The sequence below is a fragment of the Paenibacillus sp. LK1 genome (genome assembly GCF_002750415.1).
GTDB classification, from domain to species: domain Bacteria; phylum Bacillota; class Bacilli; order Paenibacillales; family Paenibacillaceae; genus Paenibacillus; species Paenibacillus taichungensis.
On sequence record NZ_PEII01000004.1, the window covers coordinates 296,658 to 321,000 of the forward strand.

Genomic DNA, 24,343 nt, shown 5'->3' on the forward strand with positions numbered 1-24,343 from the left:
TGCACCTCGTCCATTTAATGGTTGTTAGCTTATACTACAAGTTTATGACCTGGATCATCGTTTTGCACCTTACCTCATGTCTATGTTTTGAAGTATTGATTCAACATAATGTCGAGAAAAGACTATTCAGGACATTTGTCCATCGCTTATAATGTAAGAAAAAATGACACTATGAGGGATCGATATTGAGAAATGACCGCGTGTTTACGATAAAGGATATTCTGGCTCGCCCTGTCTTTGCCAAAGCCCGGCTTGCTGCGGGGAAAGAAGGAACATCACGTCAAGTTGGATGGGTTCATGTGCTGGAGATCACCAATGTTTCTCCCTTTGTAAGTCCCCATGATCTTATTTTATCCACTGGACTATGGCTTCAATCGGAAGAAGGGCGCGAAGAATATCTGCTCCAGTTAATCCGGAGCGAAGCGGCGGGGCTTTGCGTGGAGTTTGGTACGAGCATTCATGGCATTCCCGAAGAATTGATTGAACTGGCTGACAGGCATCAATTCCCACTTATCGTGTTTGAGCAACCGGTCCGTTTTGTTGAGATCACGCAAGATATTCACGCTTTGCTTATTAATCATCAGCACCAGCTGCTGAAGAGTCTGGAAACCTATTCCCGTCAGCTTCAGCAGCGAACATTACAGAGTACAGACATGTCGGCTGTGCTTAACCTTCTGCATGAATATGCGGCCAAGCCGGTTGTGTATATCTCATCCATGGAACCGGGCAGTTTTGTGCCGGAGTTACCCTCCGAGACACAGCAAGCGATCTACACATGGTATGAACAGGAGGTTGAGCATCTGGATCTCAATGATTCAGACACGGAGTTATGGTTCCATCTGGATGAGGAACAGGTGTTACTGTGTCATCCGGTCGTATGTTTTGGTCAGGTCTTTTCCGCGGTAGGTATGGTTGTACATCCTTCAGCACCCGTTGAGTATCTTAAGTTGTTGCTCGATTATACAGCGAAGGCTGCGGCCGCACTGACTTTGCGCTCTCAGTTTCTGGAGGAGAAGATGGTACGCAACCAGAATGAGCTGATCCAGGATCTGATGAACGGTAACATTCTTCAAGAGGAGCAGGCGCAGACCCGAATGGGGCTCCGTCTGTTGGTGAAGGGACAGTACTGGTTTGCCGGCGGAGTTATTGAGATGGAGCACCGTCTGAAAGGCATTGGGCGTGAGCGAATGGAAACCAATCATCAGGATATTCTGGTGCTGCTGCGTTCCTTGCTCAAAAAGAACAATCTCGCCAGCCTCATCATGCTGAAAAATAATCAGGTATATGTATGCTGTGCCAAGGAAGAGAACAAGACATCTACACGAAATCAACTGGTAAAATCACTTGAAGGCATTATTAGTGATGTGAAGAGATTTGCGAGTCGCAACCTGAAGCAGGTTACGATCCATGCCGGATTTGGCAAGGTGCGTAACCGACTAACAGGATTGCCGGACAGTCTGCGGGAAGCGTACCAGGTCATCGAAGTTTCACGATCCGTGGATCGGCTGAAACATATTCATTTTTACGAACGTATGGGTATATATCAAATGCTTAAAGCATTGCCCCAATCGTTTTTGCAGCCTTTTGTGAATGATCATCTGGGCGTTCTGATTGACTACGATCGGACACATCATCTAAGGCTGGTGGAGACATTGGATGCCTTCCTGCAAAACTTCGGTTCCAAGCGGGATGCGGCTGCTCAATTGTTCATACATCGGCAAACCTTGTACAATAGATTGGAGAAGTTAGAAGAATTAATGGGACCTGATTTTATGGATCAGGAAAGAAGAATCTGCCTGGAGATGGCGTTGCTTGCTCATGCCATGATCGAGGAGGAACAGGAATTTCTGTCTTGATGAATCAGGCTGGTGACAGTCCAGACTGTGCATTATTGAAAAGCATGCACAGTCTAGCAATTTTTACTGATGCGCCGAGCGTGTCGTAATGCTCTTGGTAATACAGAGTTTTCAGAAGCTGGACGGCGGCCACGGAACAGTTTGGGTTGGCCGGAGGAAGGTGCAAGGGATAACGAGGTGGGAGCGGCCAAGCGATATGGCGAAGAACTGCGCTCCGGAAAAGTCTCCGTCTCCATTTTTTGGGACGAAACACCGGTTTGACGCAACCATTCATCAAGTCGCTCACGGTTGATTCCTAGTTGTCCGCTCAGATTACAGATATCGAGGTTTTTTCTCACACAAATCCGCCTTTCCTGGAATATCGGGCTGTATAGGTTCTGAAAGGGAAGCATGAAGTTCGAAATGGGTGGATGCCCACTTGATTGGTGTGCTCGATTAGCGGAATGGCGAATTATGTTGAACATCCTCATGAAAGATGTATGTACCCTGTGTTAAACGTTTGCAAACAGCTGTTTTGTATATTTACTATAATTTGGCTTTTATCTAGATTTTATCACTTCATATGTAACTGTGCGTCTCAATGTAGTCTCAATTTGTGAGAAAATACGGTTAAGGAAAGTACCAGTATCTAGTGCGGAGGACACAGATGGAAAACAGTAGTGAGATTCAATACGATAGCCATTATGGTCATGGAAAACGTTTTGTGGGTCGAGCCAAGGAACTGATGGTGTTGGACCGATGGCTCAACAATCCGGAAGCACCTTTAACCATTTTTTCGGTTACGGGTATGGGAGGAATCGGTAAATCATCCTTGCTGTCTGAGATGTTGTCCGTTGCTCGGAACCATGGAGCAACCGCCATATGGATGGATGGCAGATCCTGCGGCTCTACACCGTCGGTCTTTTTGGAGTATCTCTCCTCTACATTGGGACTAGAGACAATGGGGAGTGATGGTCACACGCGACCATTGAGCCTGCTGAGTGAGACTTCAGTAAAGAGGCGGCTGGTCCTTGCTGTGGATAACTATGAAGAACTGGCTCTTCTGGAGAGTTGGTTTATGGAAGTCTTTGTATCCAAGCTTCCGTTATATGGAGTACTTATTATTCTGGCCTCACGACCGGAGCCTGCTTCAGCGTGGCGGACACATCCAAGGTTGCGGCAGCGCCTCGTGCAGATGCCTCTTCAACATTTTACGGGTGAAGAAGTGTCCGAATATATTGCAGTGGCGGGATCATTGAACAGGAGCATAGCGGGGACGATTGCGCGTATGACGGATGGACATCCGCTCGGGTTAGCGCTTGCTGTAGAGGCTGCGGATCAGCGCAGGAATATTCCCATCTCCGATTGGACCGAAGTATCACAAATGATTAGTGCCAGGCTGCTGCTTGAATTGACGCTTCCCCGCCTGCACCCAATGGTAGAGGTATTAACGCTGCTGGAAACGGCGAATCAGGAATTGTTGGCATCCGTGCTGCAAACAGAGGTGACGCTTGAGGAATATAACGTCTTGAGACGCATGTCGTTCATCCGTTCCGGTCCTAATGGTCTGGCGCTGCATGATATGGCCAGATTACATCTGCTTCGGGATTTTCGTCAACGTGAACCACAGCGTCTGCAAGCTATGCGTGTGCGAATAGCGGGGCTGCTGAAGCCGCTCCATGAACAAGCGGGTCCACATGAGAGACGCCAGATTACGAGGAAAATGCTCCTTTTGTGTCAGGAATCCATGCTCCAGCATCGGAAGTACGCTGATGTGTCTGCGGATTCACTGTTTTCTCCGATGGAGGTGATGCGATCGGAGGACTTGCCAGCGTTGCACAAATTACTCCAACAGTGGTGTGAGTATAGTGTGGAGCCTTGGCAGGCGCCGTCTTATCCTGCTTTTTTAGACGAACTTGCACAGCGTTATCCTGAGGGGATTGTACTGATGCGAGACAAGGAGGGCGATCCGATCGCGATGTTCATTACGGTACTCGTGCACCGGGAGAGCAGCGGGATGTTGTCCAAGTATTTTCCAGCCGAGATGCAGGAATGTTTCACATCGGAAGAGCTGGATTGTGATCCAGACCAGACGGATACTCACTTTGCGGTACTCGCTGCAGCAAGGGATGATGTGCCAGGCTACAAACGTGAAGAACTTGTGGGTTATATGTCACTGGATCGGTTGTCCCTACTGGGAGAAGGGGCCAGGGTCATACTGGTCGCAACCAATCCGTATCTGAAGCTGTTTTTGCAGAGTATTGGTTTTCGGAGTAAGAGAGCACGTACTCGTTTATGTGACCTGTATGCAGATCAGGCAGATGTGCTAGATCTGGATTTGCGCAGTGGACAATTCGGTGATTGGGTGATGTCTCTTTTGATTCCTGATGCAAAGAACGGCGGGTTACAGCAGGGGACATCTGGCGTGAGTCAGGTACCCTGGTCCGAACAGGATTTACGCAAAATGCTGACTCATCTGCATTCTCCCGGAGAATTGCATGAGTCCGCAGGGCGAGTGAATGGCATGACGGATGGCATTCATCTACAGTCGCATATCCTGGATTTGCTGGAGGGCCGGGTTCATGGTATCTCGCAGCAGGATCAGAAGCTGTTATACGCGGCCTATTGGACATATGCTGGCAATCCAACTGCCGCAGCACAGGCATGCTCAATGAGCCGGGCGACATTCTATCGGCATCTACGAGCGGCTTTGATCCGGCTGGCAAGAGTACTGTAGCGTGATTGAAAGAATAATATGGATTCATGGGAAATTAACATCAATCATAAATTAATATCATTGGAATAAACCAAAAAACACACAGTAACCGGCTTATCGAGCCAGTCCTGCGTGTTTTTTTGATTGAAATAAATCTCAAGCAGATGACCATGAAATCCAGAGGCCATGATGCTGATTGGTTAGTGAAATTGAAGCTTTAATTCTTTGTTTCCACTAACCAATCGACCAGTTCTTCCGTTTGGGTGAGAATGGCAATGGGGTCCCAATACCAGGAGCGATCAGCACCCCAGATATATACATGATCATTTTTGACGGCGTCCAATCCTCCCCAGATGGGGTCAGCCTTTAAATCCTCCATCGTCTGGTTATCTGTTGTTAGAACGATATAATCCCCAGCATATTTAGGCAAAACTTCCGTGGAGAGGCTCGCCCAGCCTGGATCGGTTAACTCAGCGATTACCTCAGCTGGAGGTTTGAAGCCAAGCACATTGTATATTACGGGTCCGCCCTTGCCATAGTTGGCGCCAACGGTTGAAATATCTTTACCCATATATTCCAGAATGGAGAATGTGCTATCCGCAGGTATAACCTGGAGCACTCGTTCTTTCGCTGCGGCTGTACGGCGGTCATAATCAGCAAGCCAGGCCTGTGCTTCCTCTTGCTTACCTAGTAGCTCACCGAAATAGCTAACTTCTTCATGCACGGTTTTGAATGAGGCATAGGGTATGATTACAGTCGGGGCAATTTTAGTTAGCTGCTCATTCATTTCAGCGTACATATCATCCATAATAATCAGATCCGGCTCCATGGCAGCAATCTTCTCCAAGTTGCCGTTGCCATCTCCCAGATCCTCCACGTCTTTCAGCGCATCATGCAGGTAGGGGTTCGCAATGTGGTGACTTGATGTTCCGACAGGAGTTACACCCAGAGCGATCAGACTGCCCAGATATTCACCCGCTACAATTCGTTTGGGTTGCAATGGGACTTCGATATCTCCTGTAACCGTGGATACGGTTTTGGTCTGTGGTTGCTCGGCAGTTGTAGTTCCAGCAGCTTGTCCTTGTTTGGTATTGGTCGGAGTTGTCGCATTCTCAGCTGCTCCCGAGGAACTATTACCTGTAGCCTCCGTCCCGCAAGCACTGATCAACAGCATAAAGCTAAGCAATAATACCGCCGTAATAGGTGGTCTTGATCCTCTGTACATGTACAATTCGTCCTCTCCATCCCCAACTCGTTGATAATCATTATCATCTACAACAGTATAGCTGAGGGGGTTTGGAGGGCCAATGGATAATCTCATGGTTGTAGAAGGACTATCTTCTCGTTGGGTGGCTCTATGCTCCGCTCTGAAATGTGAGGGAGAGACGCCTTTATACTTTTTGAACAGTCTGCCCAGATAGTAGGGGTCCTGATAACCAACGCTGGATGCAATCTCTTTTAAGGTGGCATCCGTCTCCAGCAGCAATGCTGCCGTCTTTTCGATCCGTACTTTAATGAGATAATCAATCGGGCTGAGTCCGGTCCGGCTTTTAAAATAGGAGGAGAGATGTGGAACGCTATAATTCAGGTTTTCTGATAGTAATTCCAGCGTAATGGCTTCGGCGAATCGAGACTGAATAATCGTGATGATTTGCGCAGCCAGATCGCGTTTCTGAGAACGTACACCTTGAGTCTGCATCTGATTCATCACTTCAGTGATGAATTGAAAAAGCAGGCTCTTGGCACGCAAATGTCCAAGCGCTTCGGCTTTGCTCCATTCCTTATGCATGTCCGTCAAACAGCGATAGAGTATAACGGGTTCCGCAGGGATTAGGCTGTAGGTAACGTGGAAAGGACGAAGACGTTCAGCTAGTGCTGCAAGTTCGCTATGGGCTGGCAGTGAAAGTTTTGCTTTATAATAAACGCAATAATATTCGAACTCTTCTTGTCCGGCTTCTACGTTCAGAATGCTTCCTTTACCCGCATGGAAAATCTGAAAACGTCGTGTATTGTGTGATGTCTCATCGAGTATAATCTGAGCACTTCCGCGGACAGACATGATAAAGACACTGGCTGGCAAGACATAGGGACGCAAAGTCTGACCTGCTTGGACTACCACGCGGCGGATATCAAATATGTTGAAGGAAGCGTGATTCCACAACATCATGTGATTCTGTATCTCCATGTGCTACAACCAACCTTCTTCATCGAGGCTTAACAATTCTATGTATCATTCATTATAACGACAAGAAGAGGCTGGTCATAGACCGAGCCTCTTCATGCGGTTATAGAGCGTTGCTCTGGAGATGCCTAGCTGCCGGGCGAGCGTTCTTTTGTTGCCTCCAGCGGCTTTCAGATATTGCAGCAGGAGATCCGACTCGTAGGTGTCCAACTTCTCCTGATAGGATAGGGTCGAAGTATCCAGCGGCTCCTCTTTTTTTACTTCATGTATCGGAACAGATGGGTCCGAGCTTTCAGGTGAACTAGAAGAGACTGATTCCAGACCAGGCTGTGGATGAAGCTGTACTGCCTCGTGCAAAATGGATTGTTCCTGATCCATGGATGCAATGAAGGTGTCAGGGAGATATTCGGGCTTGACCTCGCCATCCGTGGTGAGAATGGTGATCCGCTCAATCACATTTCTTAATTCCCGTACATTACCCGGCCAGTCATACTGGAATAACAGCTTGAACACCTCAGGAGGAACCAGTTCAATATGACGATTATAGAGCAAGGAAAACTCTTGCAGGAAAGTCTGTGTCAACTCGTAAATATCTTCCTTGCGCTTACGCAGGGGAGGGATGACGAGGTTAATGACATTCAGTCGATAGTAGAGATCCTCCCGGAACTGATTGCGGGCGATCATGCCCAGCAGATTCTGATTGGTTGCGGCGATAATCCGGCAGCTGGCCTGTTTCATGCGTGTTCCACCGACAGGGAAGTAACTTTTCTCCTGCAATACACGCAATAGCTTCACCTGAAGCTCCAGTGGCATCTCACCTATCTCATCCAAAAAGAGCGTGCCGCCTTCGGCCAGTTCAATCTTCCCTTTTTTTCCTTTGGGATCAGCCCCTGAAAATGCACCCTTCTCGTACCCGAATAATTCACTCTCAAATAATGAACCAGGAATAGCTCCGCAGTTAATAGCGATAAACGGCGCTGTCTGCGGTTCACGCAGGTCATGAATGGCTTTGGCGAATAGCTCTTTGCCCGTTCCGCTTTCTCCAAGAATAAGCACGGTAGCTGAGGTGGTGCTGATCTTGCGAATAGTCTCCAGACACTGGTTGATTACTGGGCTGCTGCCCTTGATTCTGGAAAATGGATCGGAATCCGGGCGCAGACGGGCAACGGCTTTCTCCAGATGTTGGACTTTGGATGTCATATGTAATAACTCTTGATGCAGACGGATTTCGGTTGTTATATCCACTTCAGCTGCAACCGCGCCTACAATACGTCCATCGAGTTGCACTGGACGTGCATTAATCAGGGCGAATAGATCGGGTCTTGGCTGGTGCTGCTTTCGATACACGGTTTCCCCTGTGTATAACGTTTTGAGCGATTGAAGGCGATCAGGCGGAAAGAAATCCGCTGCCGGTTTCCCAATGATATCTTTTTTGTTGATGGAAAAAACATGCTCCGCACCCGATGTCCAGTAGGTCACCTTTGCTTCTTCATTAATCAATGTCAGAGCGGAGCCTGCCGTTTCCAGAGTAGTCTCGAAATAAGCTTCCATAAGCCGATGGGCATGCATCATTTCTTGTAAAACATCAGATACAGCGATATAGCCCAATAGAGGTCCATCATCCTGAACTAACAGATAAGGACTGGTATTAAATAGGGGGATGGCTTCGGCCAGTCCAGTGGTTGAAGGGATAACGGGCATGGAAAGGCCCGAATCCAGGATACTCATATTTGTACGTAATAAGGTCATTAATTCTGGAAGTAAATGTTTCATCAATATCACCTCAGTTAGGGCATAACTTTCGGAAACTATACCTGTTGCAAGAGCTGCTTACAAGCGGCCCCCAGATGAAATGATTGTGGGGATGATAGTTACCCATATTATAGCTTTCCAAATGAAGTGTGTATATATTTTTTGACATGAAGCGTACATGGTATCGGCGCAGAAGAGAGGGATATCGATTTGTTATTTTTGTTATACGCTTTCATTTTTATGGTTTAGGAATAATTGTTAATTAAAATGGGCGATTTAAAATTTTTGGTGAGATGTGAGTTATTAAAACTAACATAAGAAACAGTGAACTACACTGTTATCTCTCACCCAGTACCGGGCTGTTAAAGTGATTATTCATATAGAACATAAATGGTCCACACCGTTAAGAAACTTCTGAATAATGCTATAAGAAGGCTCAATGCGCATGAAGAAAAATAAAAAGGAGGCTGATGAAATGGCCATTCTATCAACCGGCCCCATTGAAAATAATATTTCAGGTGTAACCGGTACCCGCCCCACTCAATTCGTCACCGTCAAAATCGATAATCGGGATTCAATAGATGTATATAGCGTTCTTCTTTTGGGTTACTATCTCGATGGAGTCAGAACGTTATATGTGGAAGAAATGTTTAATGTGCTTCCCAATCAGGTCGTAACCAAAGACTATAATGCAAATTTTGATGCGTTCGAGTTTATATTTTCCACAGCAGACCTCGCTGCCCCGGAAGCGCAAATTTCCGTATGGGGCAAAGACGCGGAAGGCGAGTTAGTCACAGCTCACCGATTGGTATCCCAGGAATTACTGAGTGATGCACTGAGCACAACAGGTGTAACCGGAGCCACAGGAGTAACAGGTGCGACAGGTGCCACAGGTGTAGGGGCAGGCTCAACCGGTGCAACAGGCAGCACTGGAGTGACGGGAGCAACAGGCAGCACTGGAGTAAAAGGAACAACAGGCAGTACTGGAGTGACGGGAGCAACAGGCAGCACTGGAGTAACAGGAACAACAGGCAGTACTGGAGTGACAGGAGCAACAGGCAGCACTGGGGTGACGGGAGCAACAGGCAGCACTGGGGTGACAGGAGGAACAGGCAGCACTGGAGTGACGGGAGGAACAGGCAGCACTGGAGTGACGGGAGGAACAGGCAGCACTGGGGTGACGGGAGCGACAGGCAGCACTGGAGTTACAGGAGTTACAGGCGACACTGGGGTTACGGGATCAACGGGAGTTACCGGGGCAACCGGTACAACAGGCCAAGGTTTGGCATCGTATGGCTATATTTTTAACACCTCAGCTCAGTCTGTAGCTACCGAGACGGATATAACCTTCGATAGCAACGAAAACCTTACCAACATTACTCATACACCTGGCACGGCTGAAATTAATATTGGTAATGCTGGGGACTATGCGGTGTTCTTTATCATTACAGGTGTTCAGGCAAACCAATTTACCCTTTATCAAAACGGAGCCCCTGTCGGTGGCAGTGTCTATGGTTCAGGAGCTGGTACTCAACCGAATCCAGGAATGATTATTATTACCGCTGCTCCCGGCGATGTGATAACTTTACGAAATCATTCCAGTGCCTCGGCTGTTGATCTGCAAACACTAGCAGGCGGATCACAGATCAATGCAAATGCTTCTATTCTCATTCAACAATTGAGCAGATAATCAATTGGTGTCCATAAAATTAGACATTTTAAATTGGGAATGTTCATATTTTAGACATTGTCTGGAATGTTGTGTTGTACAGAAAAAACCATGTGCCCTGAAAGAAAGTGGCAGCATGGTTTTTGTTTTTCTCGTTGTATTTTATATAACTGAATCCAGCCGGGAAATTATCTAAACATGTTTTTGACCACCATCCAGAGATTTGCGGGTTTCTCAGCCAGACGGCGGGTGTAGTACGGGTACCACATGGTTCCATAGGGCACGTAACAACGAATGCGGTATCCTTCTCTGGCCAGACGTTCCTGTTCGCCCATACGCAAGCCGTACAACATTTGAAATTCAAATGCCTCCGGGGAAATTCCCCGATCCTTCGCATATTGCTTGGTCCAGGAAATAATGTGGTCATCATGTGAAGCAACCGCAGTGTATACCCCCTGATCGAGATGATTGCGAATCATCGTTTTGAATTGATCAATCACTTCTGAAGTGTTCTGATAAGCTACGGATGCAGGTTCCTTGTAAGCACCTTTGACCAGACGCAGCCGGATGCCTTCCCGAATCATATCACGTGTATCTTCCACGGTACGATGCAAGTAAGCTTGCAGTACCGTACCTGTATTATCCAGTCCTTCCGAGTGCAAACGGCGCACAATATCCAAAGTCGCTTGGGTAAACGGGCTGTCCTCCATATCGATCCGCACAAACAGATTATGCAGCTTCGCTTGGGTGGCAACCGCTCGTATATTTCGATAACCTTCCTCAGGGTCCAGCGCGAGTCCCATTTGGGTTGGTTTTAGCGAGACATTGGAGTCCGCACCCTGACGGGCAATGCCCTCCACCAGACGTATATACTCATCCCGATACAGCGCAGCTTCTCTTAAATGGGTAATGCCCTCACCCAGATGATCCAGTGTAGCCATAATGCCTTTGTTGTTGAGTACCCGAATCTCTTCGAGAGCTTCTTCCAGTGTGTTGCCTGCAATAAATTTGCCAGCCAGCTTTTTGCCGTATTTGATGGAGAGATTCTCCACAGCTTTATTACCTGCGACGGTCAGCAGCGTTTTACGGTACATTTCGGTTCCGATACTCATCGGGGTTCCTCCTTATGGATCATGTTTCTTTATAACAAAGTTACCAAGCAATAATCATGCCAAGGTTATTCTGCATAGAAGAAAACGGGCGGTAATTTTGAAGAAAAACATTTATTTATAAAAATATTCCTTCTTCAACCGGAGTTGGCACGGATCTTGCTACATATATTGGGTGATGAGTAAAATGCATGGCAACTCAGGCAAACAGCCAGCGAACCCCCACATCTGAAGGAGGAAATCATTCATGAATATCCCTTTTGTTAACGAACCATTCACATCCTTTGCAGTCCCGGCCAACCGGGAAGCTTTTGAGAACGCACTTCGTAAGGTGGAGGCTGAACTTGGCCAGGAATACTCCATTATTATTGGTGGACAAAAAATAACAAGCGCCCGCACGTTATCCTCCGTGAATCCTGCGTACAAAAATCAGATCGTCGGAAAGATCTATCAGGCCGATCAAGAGCTTGCCGAGCAGGCCATTCAAACGGCTGCGGAAACATTTCGCACCTGGAAACATACGGACCCGAATGAACGTGCCCGCTATTTGTACAAAGCGGCAGCGCTCATGCGGCGTCGTAAGCATGAATTCTCCGCTTGGATGGTGTACGAAGCAGGCAAAACATGGCCAGAAGCGGATGCGGACACAGCCGAAGCTATTGATTTTATGGAGTTTTATGCCCGTGAGATGCAGCGTCTGAGTGAACCACAGCCGCTCACACGAATTGCAGGCGAAGATAATGAATTGAGTTATATTCCGCTTGGTGTGGGGATTGTCATTCCACCATGGAACTTCCCACTCGCGATTATGGCAGGCATGACTTCTGCTGCATTGGTATCGGGCAACACGGTTGTATTGAAGCCAGCCAGTACAACCCCGGTTATTGCAGCTAAATTCATGGAGCTGCTTGCAGAAGTGGGTGTGCCGGATGGCGTAGTGAACTATTTGCCAGGACCGGGCAGTGAAGTTGGCGATTATCTGGTGGACCATGCGCTCACCCGCTTTATCAGCTTCACAGGCTCCAGAGATGTCGGTCTGCGGATCAATGAACGTGCAGCACGCACCGCGCCAGGGCAGAAATGGATTAAACGGGTGATTGCTGAGATGGGCGGCAAGGATTCCATTGTCGTAGATAGCGACAGTGATCTGGAATTGGCTGCGGAATCCATCACGGCTTCCGCGTTTGGTTTCTCGGGACAGAAGTGCTCCGCGTGTTCCCGCGCCATTATTCATAAAGATGTATATGACGAGGTATTGCAAAAAGTGATTGAACGAACCAAGCTGCTGAGCATGGGCAGTCCACTTGAAGTCGGAAATCAGGTAGGTCCGGTTATCGATGATAAGGCGTACGCCAAGATCACAGAATATATTGAAATAGGCAGGGGTGAAGGTCGCCTTGTACTCGGGGGTAGTACAGGGAACGAGGCAGGTTATTTCATTGAACCGACCATTATTGCCGATGTGGACCCGCAAGCGCGGATTTCACAGGAAGAGATTTTTGGTCCGGTGTTGGCCTTTATCAAGGCAGAATCCTTCGGGGATGCACTGGATATTGCCAATAATACCGATTATGGACTGACAGGTGCGGTGATCTCTCGCAATCGCGAACATCTGGAACAAGCCAGACGGGAATTTTTTGCGGGTAATCTATACTTTAACCGCAAATGTACAGGTGCACTGGTGGGTACACATCCATTTGGCGGATTTAACATGTCGGGAACGGATTCCAAGGCAGGGGGAAGGGATTACTTGCTGCTGTTCACCCAAGCGAAGTTGGTATCGGAGAAATATTAAGTTGAGAAATTGGGTTTGGGCCCGCTGACAATCGTTTGGTTTGTATGCTATCATTTCCTGAAAATAGTCTTTGTTCGTCAGTATACTGTAGTAGCTTGAGCAGCGCTTAAGGGGGGAGACGGATGTTAGGATTTCAGTTGGTGCAGGAGGGGCGTATTCGATTATCTATTACGCCGGAGATGAAGCAATCCATTCATCTGCTGACCTTATCGGGTCAGGAATTGGCTCGTTATTTGCAGGAAGCCGCGGATGAAAATCCGGTGCTTGAGCTAGAAGAGCCCTTTACCCTGCGCCCCCGTCTTCCCCGACGATTGAATCAGGAGAGGTTCTCCTCTTATGATCCGCTGTTGCAGATGAAAGGGGCCGAACCTACACTTGAACAACTGTTGATATCTCAGCTTCGGTTGCAGAATCTTCCGCCTGCAATGGAGAAAACAGCTGTATATTTGGCTGGTTGTGTCAATGAAGATGGCTATCTGACGATGGAAATGACTGAGGTTGTATCAGCAAGGGGAATATCGATGCCTCAGGCTGAAGCAGCCATGGACATACTCCAGTCGCTGGACCCGGCAGGTGTAGGAGCGCGTAACTTGCGTGAATGCTTGTTGCTTCAGATTAGGCGTGATCCATTCGCTAACCATCATGCGGAGCACATGGTGGAGGAAGGTCTGGAAGAGTTGGTTCGTTTCCATCCAGGCAGAGCGGGAACAAGACTGGGGATTACGTCACAACAGGCTCAGGCAGCCTATGACTATATTGCTTGTCTTGACCCGAAACCTTGCCGATCCATCGGGTGTACGGAACGTGAACATTATATTATTCCGGATGCCGTTGTGCAGATAAGAAATGGTGAGCTTTCGCTAAGGTTAAATTCAGCGGTTGTGCCGCGGGTATCCTTGAACGAAGCTTGTTGCCGCTGGATCAGGGAGATTGATGCAGATGAGGTCTGGTCAGGCCGGGCAGCAGAGGCGAGAGCGATCATTCGCAGCGTGCGTATGCGTCGCCGAACTCTGATGCGTGTTCTGGCGGCGATCATGACTGAACAGGAATCTTTTCTGCGTGAAGGACCTGCCGGTTTGAAGCCGCTCAATCTGGCGATTATTGCCGAGGTCATCGGCATGCATGAGTCGACGGTGAGCCGTGCAGTCAATGGCAAATATGTTCAGACACCGCATGGTGTCTTTGAACTCAAAGCTTTTTTTGCCTCAGGTCTGGAAACAATGAACGGAGAAATGGCCTCTGCGCCGGCGGTGAAGCTCAGATTAAAAGAGCTGATTCGTTCTGAACGGGCGGAACGTCCATACTCGGATAGCCAACTCACGGCATTGCTCGCGAATGAAGGCATCGTTATCTCCCGCAGAACGGTTGCGAAATACAGGGAAGAGCTTCAGATATTGCCTTCACTTGAACGGAAGCGCTGGGCATGAATGACGTATGCCTTCATTATATATTCTAAACAAGTAACCCCCGCGAGCCGTGGTAACGGTCTGCGGGGGTTACTTGTTCCGACTTAACAGCGATCGGAAGGTTGTTCTATCATCGAAGTGTCAATGTAAACACTCATTAGTTGAATTTAAACAGCGTACTAACGTTCCATATTGTGCAGGAAGTGCTCACCTGCAATACCAGGAGTAGTCATCTGCTCCGGATGCAAAATTTCTTCCAGTTCTTCCGGTGTCAGTAGACCCCGTTCCAGAATAATCTCTTGCAAGGTGTTTCCAGTCTTCAACGCTTCCTTCACAATGGAGGCTGCCACATCATAGCCCAGATGTGGATTGAGCGCTGTAATTACACTAAAGCTCTGCTTCATGATCAATGCACAACGCTCACGGTTCGCTTCCATTTCTTCAACGGCATAACGAGTGAAGACGTCGATGCCGTTATTCATGATTTTCAGCGATTGCAGCAAGTTGAACGCAATAACCGGGCCCATGACGTTCAATTCGAATTGACCGGCTTCACAGGCCATGCAGATCGTATGGTCATTGCCCATAACCTGGAATGATACCTGATTGATCACTTCCGCCATAACCGGATTCACTTTGCCTGGCATAATGGACGAACCTGGCTGACGCGGTGGAAGACGCAGCTCATTGAATCCTGCACGTGGGCCAGAAGCCATCATGCGAATATCGTTACAGATTTTGGACAGACTGACAGCACATACTTTCAGTGCGGCCGACAATTCCAAATAAGCATCTGTATTCTGTGTGGCATCCACAAGATCCTCGGCCGTTTGCAATTTCAATCCTGTCACATCAGACAGATGCTCCGTGACTTTGACGATGTATTCCGGTTTCGCGTTGAGGCCTGTACCTACAGCCGTCGCACCTAAGTTAATGGTGAGCAGGCGGCGATTTGCGAACTCAAGACGCTCAATATCACGTCCGATAACGCGCGCATAGGCACCGAACTCTTGTCCAAGGCGAATAGGCACAGCATCCTGAAGATGTGTCCGACCTACCTTAACTACATCGTTGAATTCCTGTTCTTTTTTGCGGAACGCATCCTGCAAACGTTTCATCGTATCCAGCAGCGTTTCGGACAACCGATACGCAGCAATACGCAGTGCAGTTGGGATTACGTCATTGGTGGATTGGGACATGTTCACATGGTTATTCGGGTTACAGTGGAAATAGTCACCCTTGTTCTGCAATAACAGTTCCAGTCCGCGATTGGCCAGAATTTCATTCATATTCATATTCATGGAGGTGCCTGCACCGCCCTGAATGGAGTCAACAATAAAATGATCTAGATGATGGCCTTTCATCATTTCTTCAGCAGCCATGACGATGACATCGCCAATTTTGCGTGGCAGCATCTTCAGCTCCATATTCGTGATTGCTGCAGCCTTTTTCACCGCAGCCAGAGCTGTAATCAGCTCCCGGTGTACAGGAACGCCGGTAATCGGGAAGTTCTCTACAGCCCGAACCGTCTGTATTCCGTAATAAGCATAAGCAGGAATTTCTTTTTCTCCAATAAAATCTTTCTCCGTCCTTGTGGACAATGTAGACATTTCGTTCGCCTCCAGTGGCATCCAAAAATAGGTCAGCCCCGGCAATGCCGAAGCGCACTCAGTATATCATTTAAGCAAAATGGATGCCAAGCTAAATCATTTCACCCTACTTGCCGATAAATAATTTAAATTAAGGATATCACCTTGGCAGACTACAAAGGAACCAGTCAGTCAAAACTCGTCTTATCAATTATGCTCCACTTAGAGGAGAAGTCATGCATGAAGAATAAGATGGGGGTTAATTTGTCGTTTTCAGTGATCTAAATCACATGTTATTTGGTTATCTACTGGTAAAATAGGAAAAAAGGACTATGAGGTGTGAATATGAAATGGACTTTAGGCGCAAAAACCGTCGCAGGTTTGGTACTGATTTCACTGATTACGTACGGAACTAGCGGCTTTTTTATATTTTTCCTTCAGGACTGGCTCTCGTTCTCCATGCCAAGCTGGTTATATATCTCTATCGTACTTGTCATGGGCGTATGCTGGAACGCGATCCTGGGCTGGTTTGCCTCTCGGTGGTTGACTCGTCCAATTGTGCATTTGTCCCGTGCGGCTCAACAAGTCTCATCGGGGGATTTGACGGCCGAGATTCCAGAGCGGCGAACACAGGATGAAATTACTGTATTATATGATGCTTTTCGCGTAATGGTTTTCAATTTGAGAAGTATTGTAAACGATATTACAGATAGTACACGTACAACCTCTCAGAATGCCCAGTCACTAAGCGAAGCAATTGCCCAGGCAGCGGAGCAGATCGAGATGATGTCTGATGCGGTGGATCATATTGCTGTGGGTGTGGAGGAGCAGAAGACGACTTCACATCAATCGTTGATTACAGCAGATGAGATGTTGAACGATTTTCAGCGTATGCACAGTCAGTCGATTGGGATGACAGAGATGTCCGGCCAGATGGAACGTTCGGTAGATCATACGAAGCAGACCTTCTCTTCTTTGATGAAAGGAATGGACGAGCTGACGGAATCTCACAACCGTTCCCGGGACATCATGGTGCTGCTCGAGAAGGAAGCTTCGGATATTGAAGCCATTACTCAGTCCGTCAAAAACATCGCAGAGGAAACAGGGCTACTCGCCCTTAATGCTTCCATTGAGGCTGCGCGTGCGGGAGAAGAGGGGGCAGGATTTGCTGTCGTTGCTCAGCAGATTCGTAAGCTGGCAGATGAGAGTAAACAATCGGTGCATCGGATTAATGAGCTGATCAGCCGCGTACAGCAGCGGATTAAAGATACAGCTCAACTGATTCATGAACAGCATGGCCTCGTCGTGAATGAATCCGAGCGCACGATCTCTGTTGATCAGACGTTGCAGGAACTTACAGGTACGGTAGAAGTGTTTATGAAGGGCGCTTATGAAATCGGATCCAAAATTGGGGAACAGACCAGCCGCGTAGAACAAACGCACGGTCATGTGAAAAAGATTCAAGGGAAAGCCGGATCATTCTCGGATGAGGCGAGACGGATTATGGATGCAGCACATGAAGAGACGGCAATCATGCAGGAGATTTCATCCTCGGCAGAAGAGCTGAGACAGTTAACAGATCGATTAATGGACAAAACGAAAGCATTTCGGATGCAGCCTTGAGCTGTTTCCGGGGTGTTTTTTTGCTTATTATGGTTAAAGCCGAACATTCTTTCGTAGAAACTGAAATATGTAAAGATTTTTTTATGAAACATTAACAAATTCGCAACGCTTGGGCGATAAATGAAGATATAATGGTAGTATTCCACTACAGATTAAGGAGCCCAGCATATTGAAAACTTGGACAGGTATCCTGCTGATGATTATTTTGGCGGTAGCGACGATTAGTACAACTTCGTCTGCCAGAACCATGAATGAATCGCAAAAACAGCTTAACATAGATGATCAATCCAGCCAGACCTCAGCGGTCGTGGCTTCCAATATAGAAACAATGAATGAAGCAGCGTTTACAACGAAGGAATCAATTCCTGTTAAGGGAGAGTACGTCTCGGTTGCTCCGGAAAATGAGAATGTAAGACTATACCCCATGAAAGTTGAAGGTTCAGGATATATATATAACGGAATGGTGCTAGAAGTGAACGGCAAGAAACGTGAATTCAGTAAATGGCAAGGAGAAGGCGGATCCTACAAACCCGAAGTGCACGAACTGGATCTGAATGGAGATGGCCAGAAGGAGATTGTTGTGTTGTTTACAGCCGGTCATGGAACAGGCATCTATCTGGGTGAAGCGCATATTATCGATCCAGAAACGCTGGAAGAGATGAAGATGCAATCACTGGATGAGATTGTGAAGCAGCATGTAAATTCGAAAGTCAGTATTAAACCAGGTCAGGTGACGGTCAACGTTACCGTTGATGGTGTTCATTCAGAACCTTCCCTGATGGAGGAAGACACGAGCGAGGGAGTGTATAACGAGCAGCTCAAGTTCGGCGGTGTTGTTTATTACAGTGTGGAGAATGGCAAGTTGTTTGTGTCGGCATCTGGAGCATACGGTATGGGCTTGTATGACGGTGATCTGAACTTTGCCTATGACTATAAAGATGGCGAGTGGCAGGCCGTGGACTTGGAATACAGTACGGAAGAGTATGAAGATGAATACTATGAATCTTTTGATTGAATCGAGTGTTTAGAGAAGAGCGGGATTGCTGAGAACAATGATAAAAAAATATGTCCCCACGATCTGAAATGACAGAGGGAAACGGGTGAGGCTGAAAAAAATGATGTACTTTTAGCCTCACTTTGTGCTATCCAAAATCGAATTTCATTCCAAGAATTTACCATGAAATGGTTGACACAAGCACTTTAGTCGTTTAAATGTATAAAGGATGGAACTCATCTATTTCATACTTTTAGGAGGGATCATTCATGAAGAAGAAGGTCGTATTGGGTTTAATGGTGGGTACACTAACACTCGGCATCGGCACTGGGGCACTTGCAGCAACGGGTCTGGAACCGATCAAAGCGTATTTGAACAGCAAGATATCTTTGAAATTAAATGGGACAACGGTAACAGCCAAAGATGCCAATGGCAAAACGGTATTGCCAATTACTTATAACGGAACGACCTATTTGCCAGTGCGTGCAGTCGGCACGCTACTGGGTACAGAAATTACGTATGATAGCGTAACCTCATCCGTTAACATTGGCAGCAATAATGGATCTGTACCACCATCCGAAACCGGCAAGCTGACATTAAGTTCGCTCGGAACTGCAGCCTTGGGCACCTCGGATTGGCATACCAAGGATCCGGCCGAAACGGCATATAAAGGCAAAGATTACAAAGATGTATACCTGCATACCGACACAGCCAAGCAAGGCAAGAGCTTCCAAGTCATGACCCAGAAAAAGTATGCCAAGCTGCATCTCGATTTGGCTGTTCTTGGCGGTTCACAGAAGATTGAGATTATGGACGAAAACAATACAACGCTCAAGACAGTATCGCTTGCCCCTGAAGACGGATTGATTGGTGTAGAGGTGGATGTTGCAAGCACGGATTTCATCTTTGTTGAAATCGTTGATGAGGCCCCGGGCTCCTCTCTGTTTGTTCCATTGACGACCTCATATTTAACCAAAAAATAAACGAGATATTAAAAACGATTATCGCCTATGCATCAGCCGGACGGTTATTCCGGACTGGCATAACGATAATCGTTTTTTTGTTCTTTTGGGACGTATGATCAGATTAGCGAATTACGGTATCGAGCGGTTTGAGATTCGCTTCAATCTCTGCACGACGACCTTCAAGGAATGGAGGCAATGCCAGGGACTCTCCAAGATAAGCCAGTTCTTCATCCGTGTCGAAGCCGGGACCATCGGTTGCCAGCTCGAACAGAATGCCATTAGCTTCACGGAAGTACAGGGAGCGGAAGTAGAAACGGTCTACGAAACCGGAATTCGGGAATCGGAAATTGTGAACCCGTTCTACCCATTGTTTCAGTTCTTCTTCATTATCGACGCGGAAGGCAACATGGTGCACACTGCCTCGTCCAGGGCGTTCTTGGGTAAGGTCATTTCGTTCTTCGACATGCACCTCGGAGCCGCTACCACCTTCACCGGATTCGAAGACGAGTACATCGGGTTGGCCTGCGACAAAAGCAGGATAGGTTCCTTTTTGACGGAAGCCGAGTAGTTCGGTAAGAACTGGAGCGGTAAGGGACGCATCTCTAACGGTAAGATGGACTGGGCCTAAGCCGACAATGCCATACTCTACAGGCACAGGGCTTTGATCCCAAGGTTTGCCCCCGGCAACACCTGTATTGTGTTCATCAGAAACAAGGATCAGACGTTGTCCTTCAAAGTCCGTGAACGAGAGAGTGGCGCGCCCCCCACGTTCAGTGATTTCTCCATGAGGAACCTCGAATTCGTCAAAACGCTGTTGCCAGTACGTAAGGGCTGCATCGTTAGGAACACGAAGTGACGTTGCTGAGATACTGTTCACGCCTTCACGTGTCTGTCCGGCCATTGGAATTTCAAAGAAAGTAAGCTCGGTACCGGGATTCCCTTTTTCATCTCCATAGAAGAGGTGATAGACCGAAACATCATCCTGATTGACTGTTTTTTTGATCAATCGCAAACCCATGACGTTGGTGTAAAACCGATAATTCTCAGCGGCGTGTGCGGTCAGTGCAGATACATGATGAAGTCCTTTGATTTGCATTATAAATTCCTCCTGGTGGTTAATTTATTTTTTATAATATTCCGTTAAGAAAGTTACTAACTTTTAGTTTGTTTTGTTGTTGAATTTATCTTAACATAAAGATATTTAAAATACAATCCTAATTTAGAATTCCATCTGGACAGTACACTCATTCAATGACAAAATGAAAAAGTTAACATTAAAGAGATATATTGTGTTTGTGTAACATAAAGGAGTGAAGAGGAGCGTGGCTTATCCACCGTGGCTGGACCCTTATGACGCAGAACCGTTTATACTGTTTTCCACTTCGCACCTATGGGCGATTAGCCTTATTGCTGCATTAATTATATTGATGTTCCTGTTTCGGAATTGGCTGCGGTCCTGGGCACCGAACACACGCCGTAGCTTTCGGATTGCTCTGGCATGTGTCATGTTCGGCTGTGAGATTGTGCTTCAGATATGGTACATATATGGGGATGTGTGGAGTCTAAAGACTTCATTGCCGCTGGAGTTATGCAGTTTGTCACTATTGTTATCTGCGCTGCTATTATTGACACGCAGCAGACTGCTGCATTCTGCATTGCTGTTCGCAGGAATAGCTGGTGCCTTGATGGCGATCGTAACGCCTAATCTTGGCTATGCTTATGAACATTTTCGTTTCATTCAATTTTTTACGGCTCACGCTTGTATTATTCTGGCGTTGCTCTATATGACTTGGGTGGAACAGCTTCGTCCAAGCTGGAGAACTGTTGTGGGGTCGATGATATTTGTGAATGTGGCTGCGTTAGTTGTATACGGTGTGGACGTCCTGCTTGACGCTAATTATATGTTCCTGAGACACAAACCGGATACACCTTCAGTTCTCGACATGCTGGGACCTTATCCTTTGTACATTCTTGGGGAAGAGGTACTGGCGTTAGTCATGTTCTCCCTAATGTACGTCCTGCTCTTTGCGATTCCGGAGCGGCTGAATAATCGAGTGAAGAGAGGAAAGAGTTCTGCGCTCTAGTTAAAAGTCATCCCATACCAATGGTAGGCAGAGGGAGCTGTTCTTCGTTCTTCTATAAAGATATATTTCAAACTAAACATCCCGCAGCGGTCTGGATATCCAGATCGTTTGCGGGATGTTTGGCTATTAACTCCACATGGGACATGTTTCTAATTTTTATCCACGGAGCAAAGATTCCGCTCCATCCACGTAGATCCGGGTACCGGTCACATGGGAAGATTCATCGGAAGCGAGGAAGAGCACCAGATTGGCGACTTGCTTCGACGTTCCGGGTTCACCTTTGAGTGGATGTTCATGACCTTCCGGAAACTCAACTGGAATCTGTACTTCTTTCAGATCGTCCGAAGGATAGGTGTTGTCACCGATGTTGGTATCAATGGCCCCCGGACAGACCGCGTTGACACGGATTTTGTAACGGGCCAGTTCCAATGCAGCCATCTTCGTAAACGCGGTCTGACCTGCTTTACTGGAAGCGTATGCAGAGAACCCGATTCCAGAGAATACACGGTTACCGTTAATGGAACTCGTAATAATGATGCTACCTCCGCGGTCTTTCAAATGGGGGATGGCATACTTCACAGTTGCGAACGTGCCGCGCATATTGATGCCCATCGTCTGATCCCAGTCCTCCGGTTCCATCGTTTCAATGGGAGCCATCGTGCCATTAATTCCCGCATTGGCAAATACAATATCGAGCTGTCCAGCTTGCTCCGCAACCTGATTGATTGCTTTTTGCACGTTGTCCGGTTTGGATATATCACATTCAATGACGTGGGCTTCTCCGCCTGCGTTCTCAATCGTCTGTTTGGTTTCCTTCGCATTCTCCGGGGTCCGGTCCAGCATGAACACTTTGGCCCCATGCTCAGCGAAACGAATGGCTGTTGCCTGACCAATTCCTGAGCCACCTCCGGTTACAATCGCAACTTTCCCTTGCAAACGTTGTTCTGTCATCCTGATCCCTCCGTATCGTATGAATTATCAGTAACTCTCTCTCTACTTCTACATACCCGACTAAAGAGTGATGAATCAAATGTACGATACAAAAAAACAGGACCGTTCAACGGCCCTGTTTCTATCATTTAGATATCATGATGATCTGATTGCTACAAAAGTTACTTATGTTTCTTCCAGTCCATCGAACTGTTATTCAACAGGTACTCAAAATCATTATCTTTTCGCTTCTGTTCAGCTTTACGCGCTTCTTCCGCCTGCAGGCGTTCCTGCTCTTTCCGGTCTGCCTCCGCAGCCTTGGCTTCATCGGCCTGAGCTTTCAGTTTCTCTAACACATCACTGCTCAGCAGATCCTTTAGGGTAGTCGGTTTATCCTGTGCTGCTTTGGGAGCAGGGGTGTGTTTTTTAGATTTTGCCATAGAATAATCTCCTCTCAAAAACATGAATCAGCTTCCATTATCGTTCAGTAAACTTATTATATCAGGTTCACCAAACCCATTCCATGAAACTGCGGGACAAAAGCAGGAAATAGGAGGTTACTTGACGAATGAAAACGGGTATAAATTCATATATTATTACCGATACTGCGACTATTCCCTGGAGAAAGGAGTCGTTGTTCGTGGAAGTAAACCGTAGTTTACTGAAAGGGCTTGCATGGGGTATTGCTTTCAGCTGTCCGCTATGGATTGCGATCATCGGTTGGTTGCGTTTGATGGGATGGATGTATTGAGATCAGCGGGTTGCAGAGCTGCTGCATATAGAGTTGTGCCGGAAGAGGACATTTTATATAAAGTCATTTATGTAAACGCTAACATTGAATAAAGCTCTGCCTTGCGTGAATACGCAGGACAGAGCTTTTGTTTGTCTTACAGGTTTTTGAATTAAGTTGGATAACTAAAATCCGTTCCAAAGGTTAAGGCATTTTTACCGGTTCTGGATATTCCAGACCGTGGGTGTCGACAGTGACTTTTTTCATCACCTGATCGGTAACCGGTTTGTCTTGTGCGCCTATTTCCTGAGCAGCGATTCCATCAACGACTTCCATACCTTCTGTAACTTTACCGAATGTGGCATATGCATTATCCAGATAATCGGCATCAGCTAACATGATGAAAAACTGGGAGCCTGCGGAGTCCAAATCATTTGTCCGCGCCATGGAGATAACCCCACGCGTGTGATTAAGGTGGTTTTTATGACCATTGGATGTAAATTCTCCTTTGATGGCATAACCAGGACCTCCTGAACCGTCGCCATCGGGATCACCACCCTGAATCATGAACCCTGGAATGACGCGGTGAAAGATCAGGCCGTCATAGAAACCTTTATTGGCGAGTGAGATGAAATTGTTCACCGTGTTTGGTGCAATCTCCGGATAGAGCTCGATGACAATTTTCTGTCCATCTGACATTTCAATTGTGGCTACAGGATTTGGACCAGAAGGCTCTACTGGAGCAGGTGTTTCCGTCGCGCTGCTTGCAGGGCGCCCACAACCACTAATGACGATAAGCAGCATCGCTAGAACCAGCGACACAGCTGTTGTTTTTTTCCACCGAAAAGACATGAGAACGTTCCCCCTTGCATCTCTGCATAATATATTTAGTCAGAATTATTTTCGGATAATCCCTCAACTATCATACCGTTTTTGCGGACAAGATGGCAATGCAAGGCAGGAT

At 47.2% G+C, this 24,343-nt stretch carries 18 protein-coding genes; 10 read left to right on the forward strand and 8 right to left on the reverse strand.

All coding sequences use genetic code 11. The features are described from left to right. Positions 1–185 precede the first annotated feature (185 nt). Together CS562_RS11145 and CS562_RS11150 are read left to right on the forward strand one after the other, a co-directional pair. Positions 186–1,856 (forward strand): PucR family transcriptional regulator, encoded by a 1,671-nt coding sequence (locus CS562_RS11145; RefSeq protein WP_099855673.1) that lies wholly within the window; start codon positions 186–188, stop codon positions 1,854–1,856. A 646-nt stretch (positions 1,857–2,502) separates the two neighbouring features. Then, positions 2,503–4,572 (forward strand): nSTAND1 domain-containing NTPase, encoded by a 2,070-nt coding sequence (locus tag CS562_RS11150; RefSeq protein ID WP_099855675.1) that lies wholly within the window; start codon positions 2,503–2,505, stop codon positions 4,570–4,572. Between the two features lie 196 nt (positions 4,573–4,768). Here the strand turns inward: CS562_RS11150 and CS562_RS11155 are convergent, their stop codons facing one another. Both CS562_RS11155 and CS562_RS11160 read right to left on the reverse strand, forming a co-directional pair. After that, entirely contained in the window at positions 4,769–6,718 is a 1,950-nt protein-coding gene (locus tag CS562_RS11155; RefSeq protein WP_257219454.1) for an AraC family transcriptional regulator, read from the reverse strand. 93 nt (positions 6,719–6,811) lie between these two features. Then, positions 6,812–8,506 carry a sigma-54 interaction domain-containing protein gene (locus CS562_RS11160; RefSeq protein WP_099855679.1) on the reverse strand — a complete coding sequence of 565 codons (1,695 nt, stop codon included), beginning with the start codon at positions 8,504–8,506 and terminating at the stop codon, positions 6,812–6,814. Positions 8,507–8,960: 454 nt separating this feature from the next. Between CS562_RS11160 and CS562_RS32890 the strand changes: the two genes are divergently transcribed. Continuing rightward, positions 8,961–10,175, forward strand: coding sequence for a BclA C-terminal domain-containing protein (locus CS562_RS32890; RefSeq protein WP_180287101.1), 1,215 nt, complete (start codon positions 8,961–8,963; stop codon positions 10,173–10,175). Between the two features lie 167 nt (positions 10,176–10,342). On the opposite strand, the gene CS562_RS11175 is transcribed toward CS562_RS32890, so the two are convergent. Next, complete coding sequence (locus CS562_RS11175; protein ID WP_076290216.1) at positions 10,343–11,266, reverse strand: proline dehydrogenase family protein; 924 nt, start codon at positions 11,264–11,266, stop codon at positions 10,343–10,345. A gap of 244 nt (positions 11,267–11,510) precedes the next feature. Between CS562_RS11175 and pruA the strand changes: the two genes are divergently transcribed. Continuing rightward, positions 11,511–13,058 carry an L-glutamate gamma-semialdehyde dehydrogenase gene (gene pruA, locus CS562_RS11180; protein ID WP_076290215.1) on the forward strand — a complete coding sequence of 516 codons (1,548 nt, stop codon included), beginning with the start codon at positions 11,511–11,513 and terminating at the stop codon, positions 13,056–13,058. A 122-nt stretch (positions 13,059–13,180) separates the two neighbouring features. After that, positions 13,181–14,485, forward strand: a complete 1,305-nt coding sequence (gene rpoN, locus CS562_RS11185; RefSeq protein ID WP_099855683.1) for an RNA polymerase factor sigma-54 — start codon at positions 13,181–13,183, stop codon at positions 14,483–14,485. Positions 14,486–14,643: 158 nt separating this feature from the next. On the opposite strand, the gene CS562_RS11190 is transcribed toward rpoN, so the two are convergent. Further along, positions 14,644–16,074 carry an aspartate ammonia-lyase gene (locus CS562_RS11190; protein WP_099855685.1) on the reverse strand — a complete coding sequence of 477 codons (1,431 nt, stop codon included), beginning with the start codon at positions 16,072–16,074 and terminating at the stop codon, positions 14,644–14,646. A gap of 324 nt (positions 16,075–16,398) precedes the next feature. Between CS562_RS11190 and CS562_RS11195 the strand changes: the two genes are divergently transcribed. From CS562_RS11195 to CS562_RS11205, 3 genes are all read left to right on the forward strand, one after another. After that, complete coding sequence (locus CS562_RS11195) at positions 16,399–17,676, forward strand: methyl-accepting chemotaxis protein (RefSeq protein WP_099855687.1); 1,278 nt, start codon at positions 16,399–16,401, stop codon at positions 17,674–17,676. Positions 17,677–17,845: 169 nt separating this feature from the next. Then, on the forward strand, positions 17,846–18,691 hold the full coding sequence (locus CS562_RS11200) for a hypothetical protein (protein WP_099855689.1): 846 nt from the start codon (positions 17,846–17,848) through the stop codon (positions 18,689–18,691). A gap of 248 nt (positions 18,692–18,939) precedes the next feature. Then, the gene (locus CS562_RS11205) at positions 18,940–19,653 is read left to right on the forward strand and encodes a stalk domain-containing protein (RefSeq protein WP_099855691.1); all 714 of its coding nucleotides are present in this window, start codon (positions 18,940–18,942) and stop codon (positions 19,651–19,653) included. 103 nt (positions 19,654–19,756) lie between these two features. Here the strand turns inward: CS562_RS11205 and CS562_RS11210 are convergent, their stop codons facing one another. After that, the gene (locus CS562_RS11210; RefSeq protein WP_099855692.1) at positions 19,757–20,731 is read right to left on the reverse strand and encodes a ring-cleaving dioxygenase; all 975 of its coding nucleotides are present in this window, start codon (positions 20,729–20,731) and stop codon (positions 19,757–19,759) included. Positions 20,732–20,957: 226 nt separating this feature from the next. Here CS562_RS11210 and CS562_RS11215 point away from each other — a divergent pair, with 226 nt between their 5' ends. Continuing rightward, positions 20,958–21,719 (forward strand): YwaF family protein, encoded by a 762-nt coding sequence (locus tag CS562_RS11215; protein ID WP_076290208.1) that lies wholly within the window; start codon positions 20,958–20,960, stop codon positions 21,717–21,719. Between the two features lie 156 nt (positions 21,720–21,875). Here the strand turns inward: CS562_RS11215 and CS562_RS11220 are convergent, their stop codons facing one another. Together CS562_RS11220 and CS562_RS11225 are read right to left on the reverse strand one after the other, a co-directional pair. Then, entirely contained in the window at positions 21,876–22,670 is a 795-nt protein-coding gene (locus CS562_RS11220) for an SDR family oxidoreductase (protein ID WP_099855694.1), read from the reverse strand. Positions 22,671–22,831: 161 nt separating this feature from the next. After that, positions 22,832–23,089 carry a YqkE family protein gene (locus CS562_RS11225; protein WP_024632484.1) on the reverse strand — a complete coding sequence of 86 codons (258 nt, stop codon included), beginning with the start codon at positions 23,087–23,089 and terminating at the stop codon, positions 22,832–22,834. Positions 23,090–23,217: 128 nt separating this feature from the next. Between CS562_RS11225 and CS562_RS11230 the strand changes: the two genes are divergently transcribed. Next, entirely contained in the window at positions 23,218–23,400 is a 183-nt protein-coding gene (locus tag CS562_RS11230) for a hypothetical protein (protein WP_099855696.1), read from the forward strand. A 183-nt stretch (positions 23,401–23,583) separates the two neighbouring features. Here CS562_RS11230 and CS562_RS11235 read toward each other — a convergent pair whose 3' ends face one another. Beyond that, the gene (locus tag CS562_RS11235; protein ID WP_099855698.1) at positions 23,584–24,231 is read right to left on the reverse strand and encodes a peptidylprolyl isomerase; all 648 of its coding nucleotides are present in this window, start codon (positions 24,229–24,231) and stop codon (positions 23,584–23,586) included. Positions 24,232–24,343 lie beyond the last annotated feature (112 nt).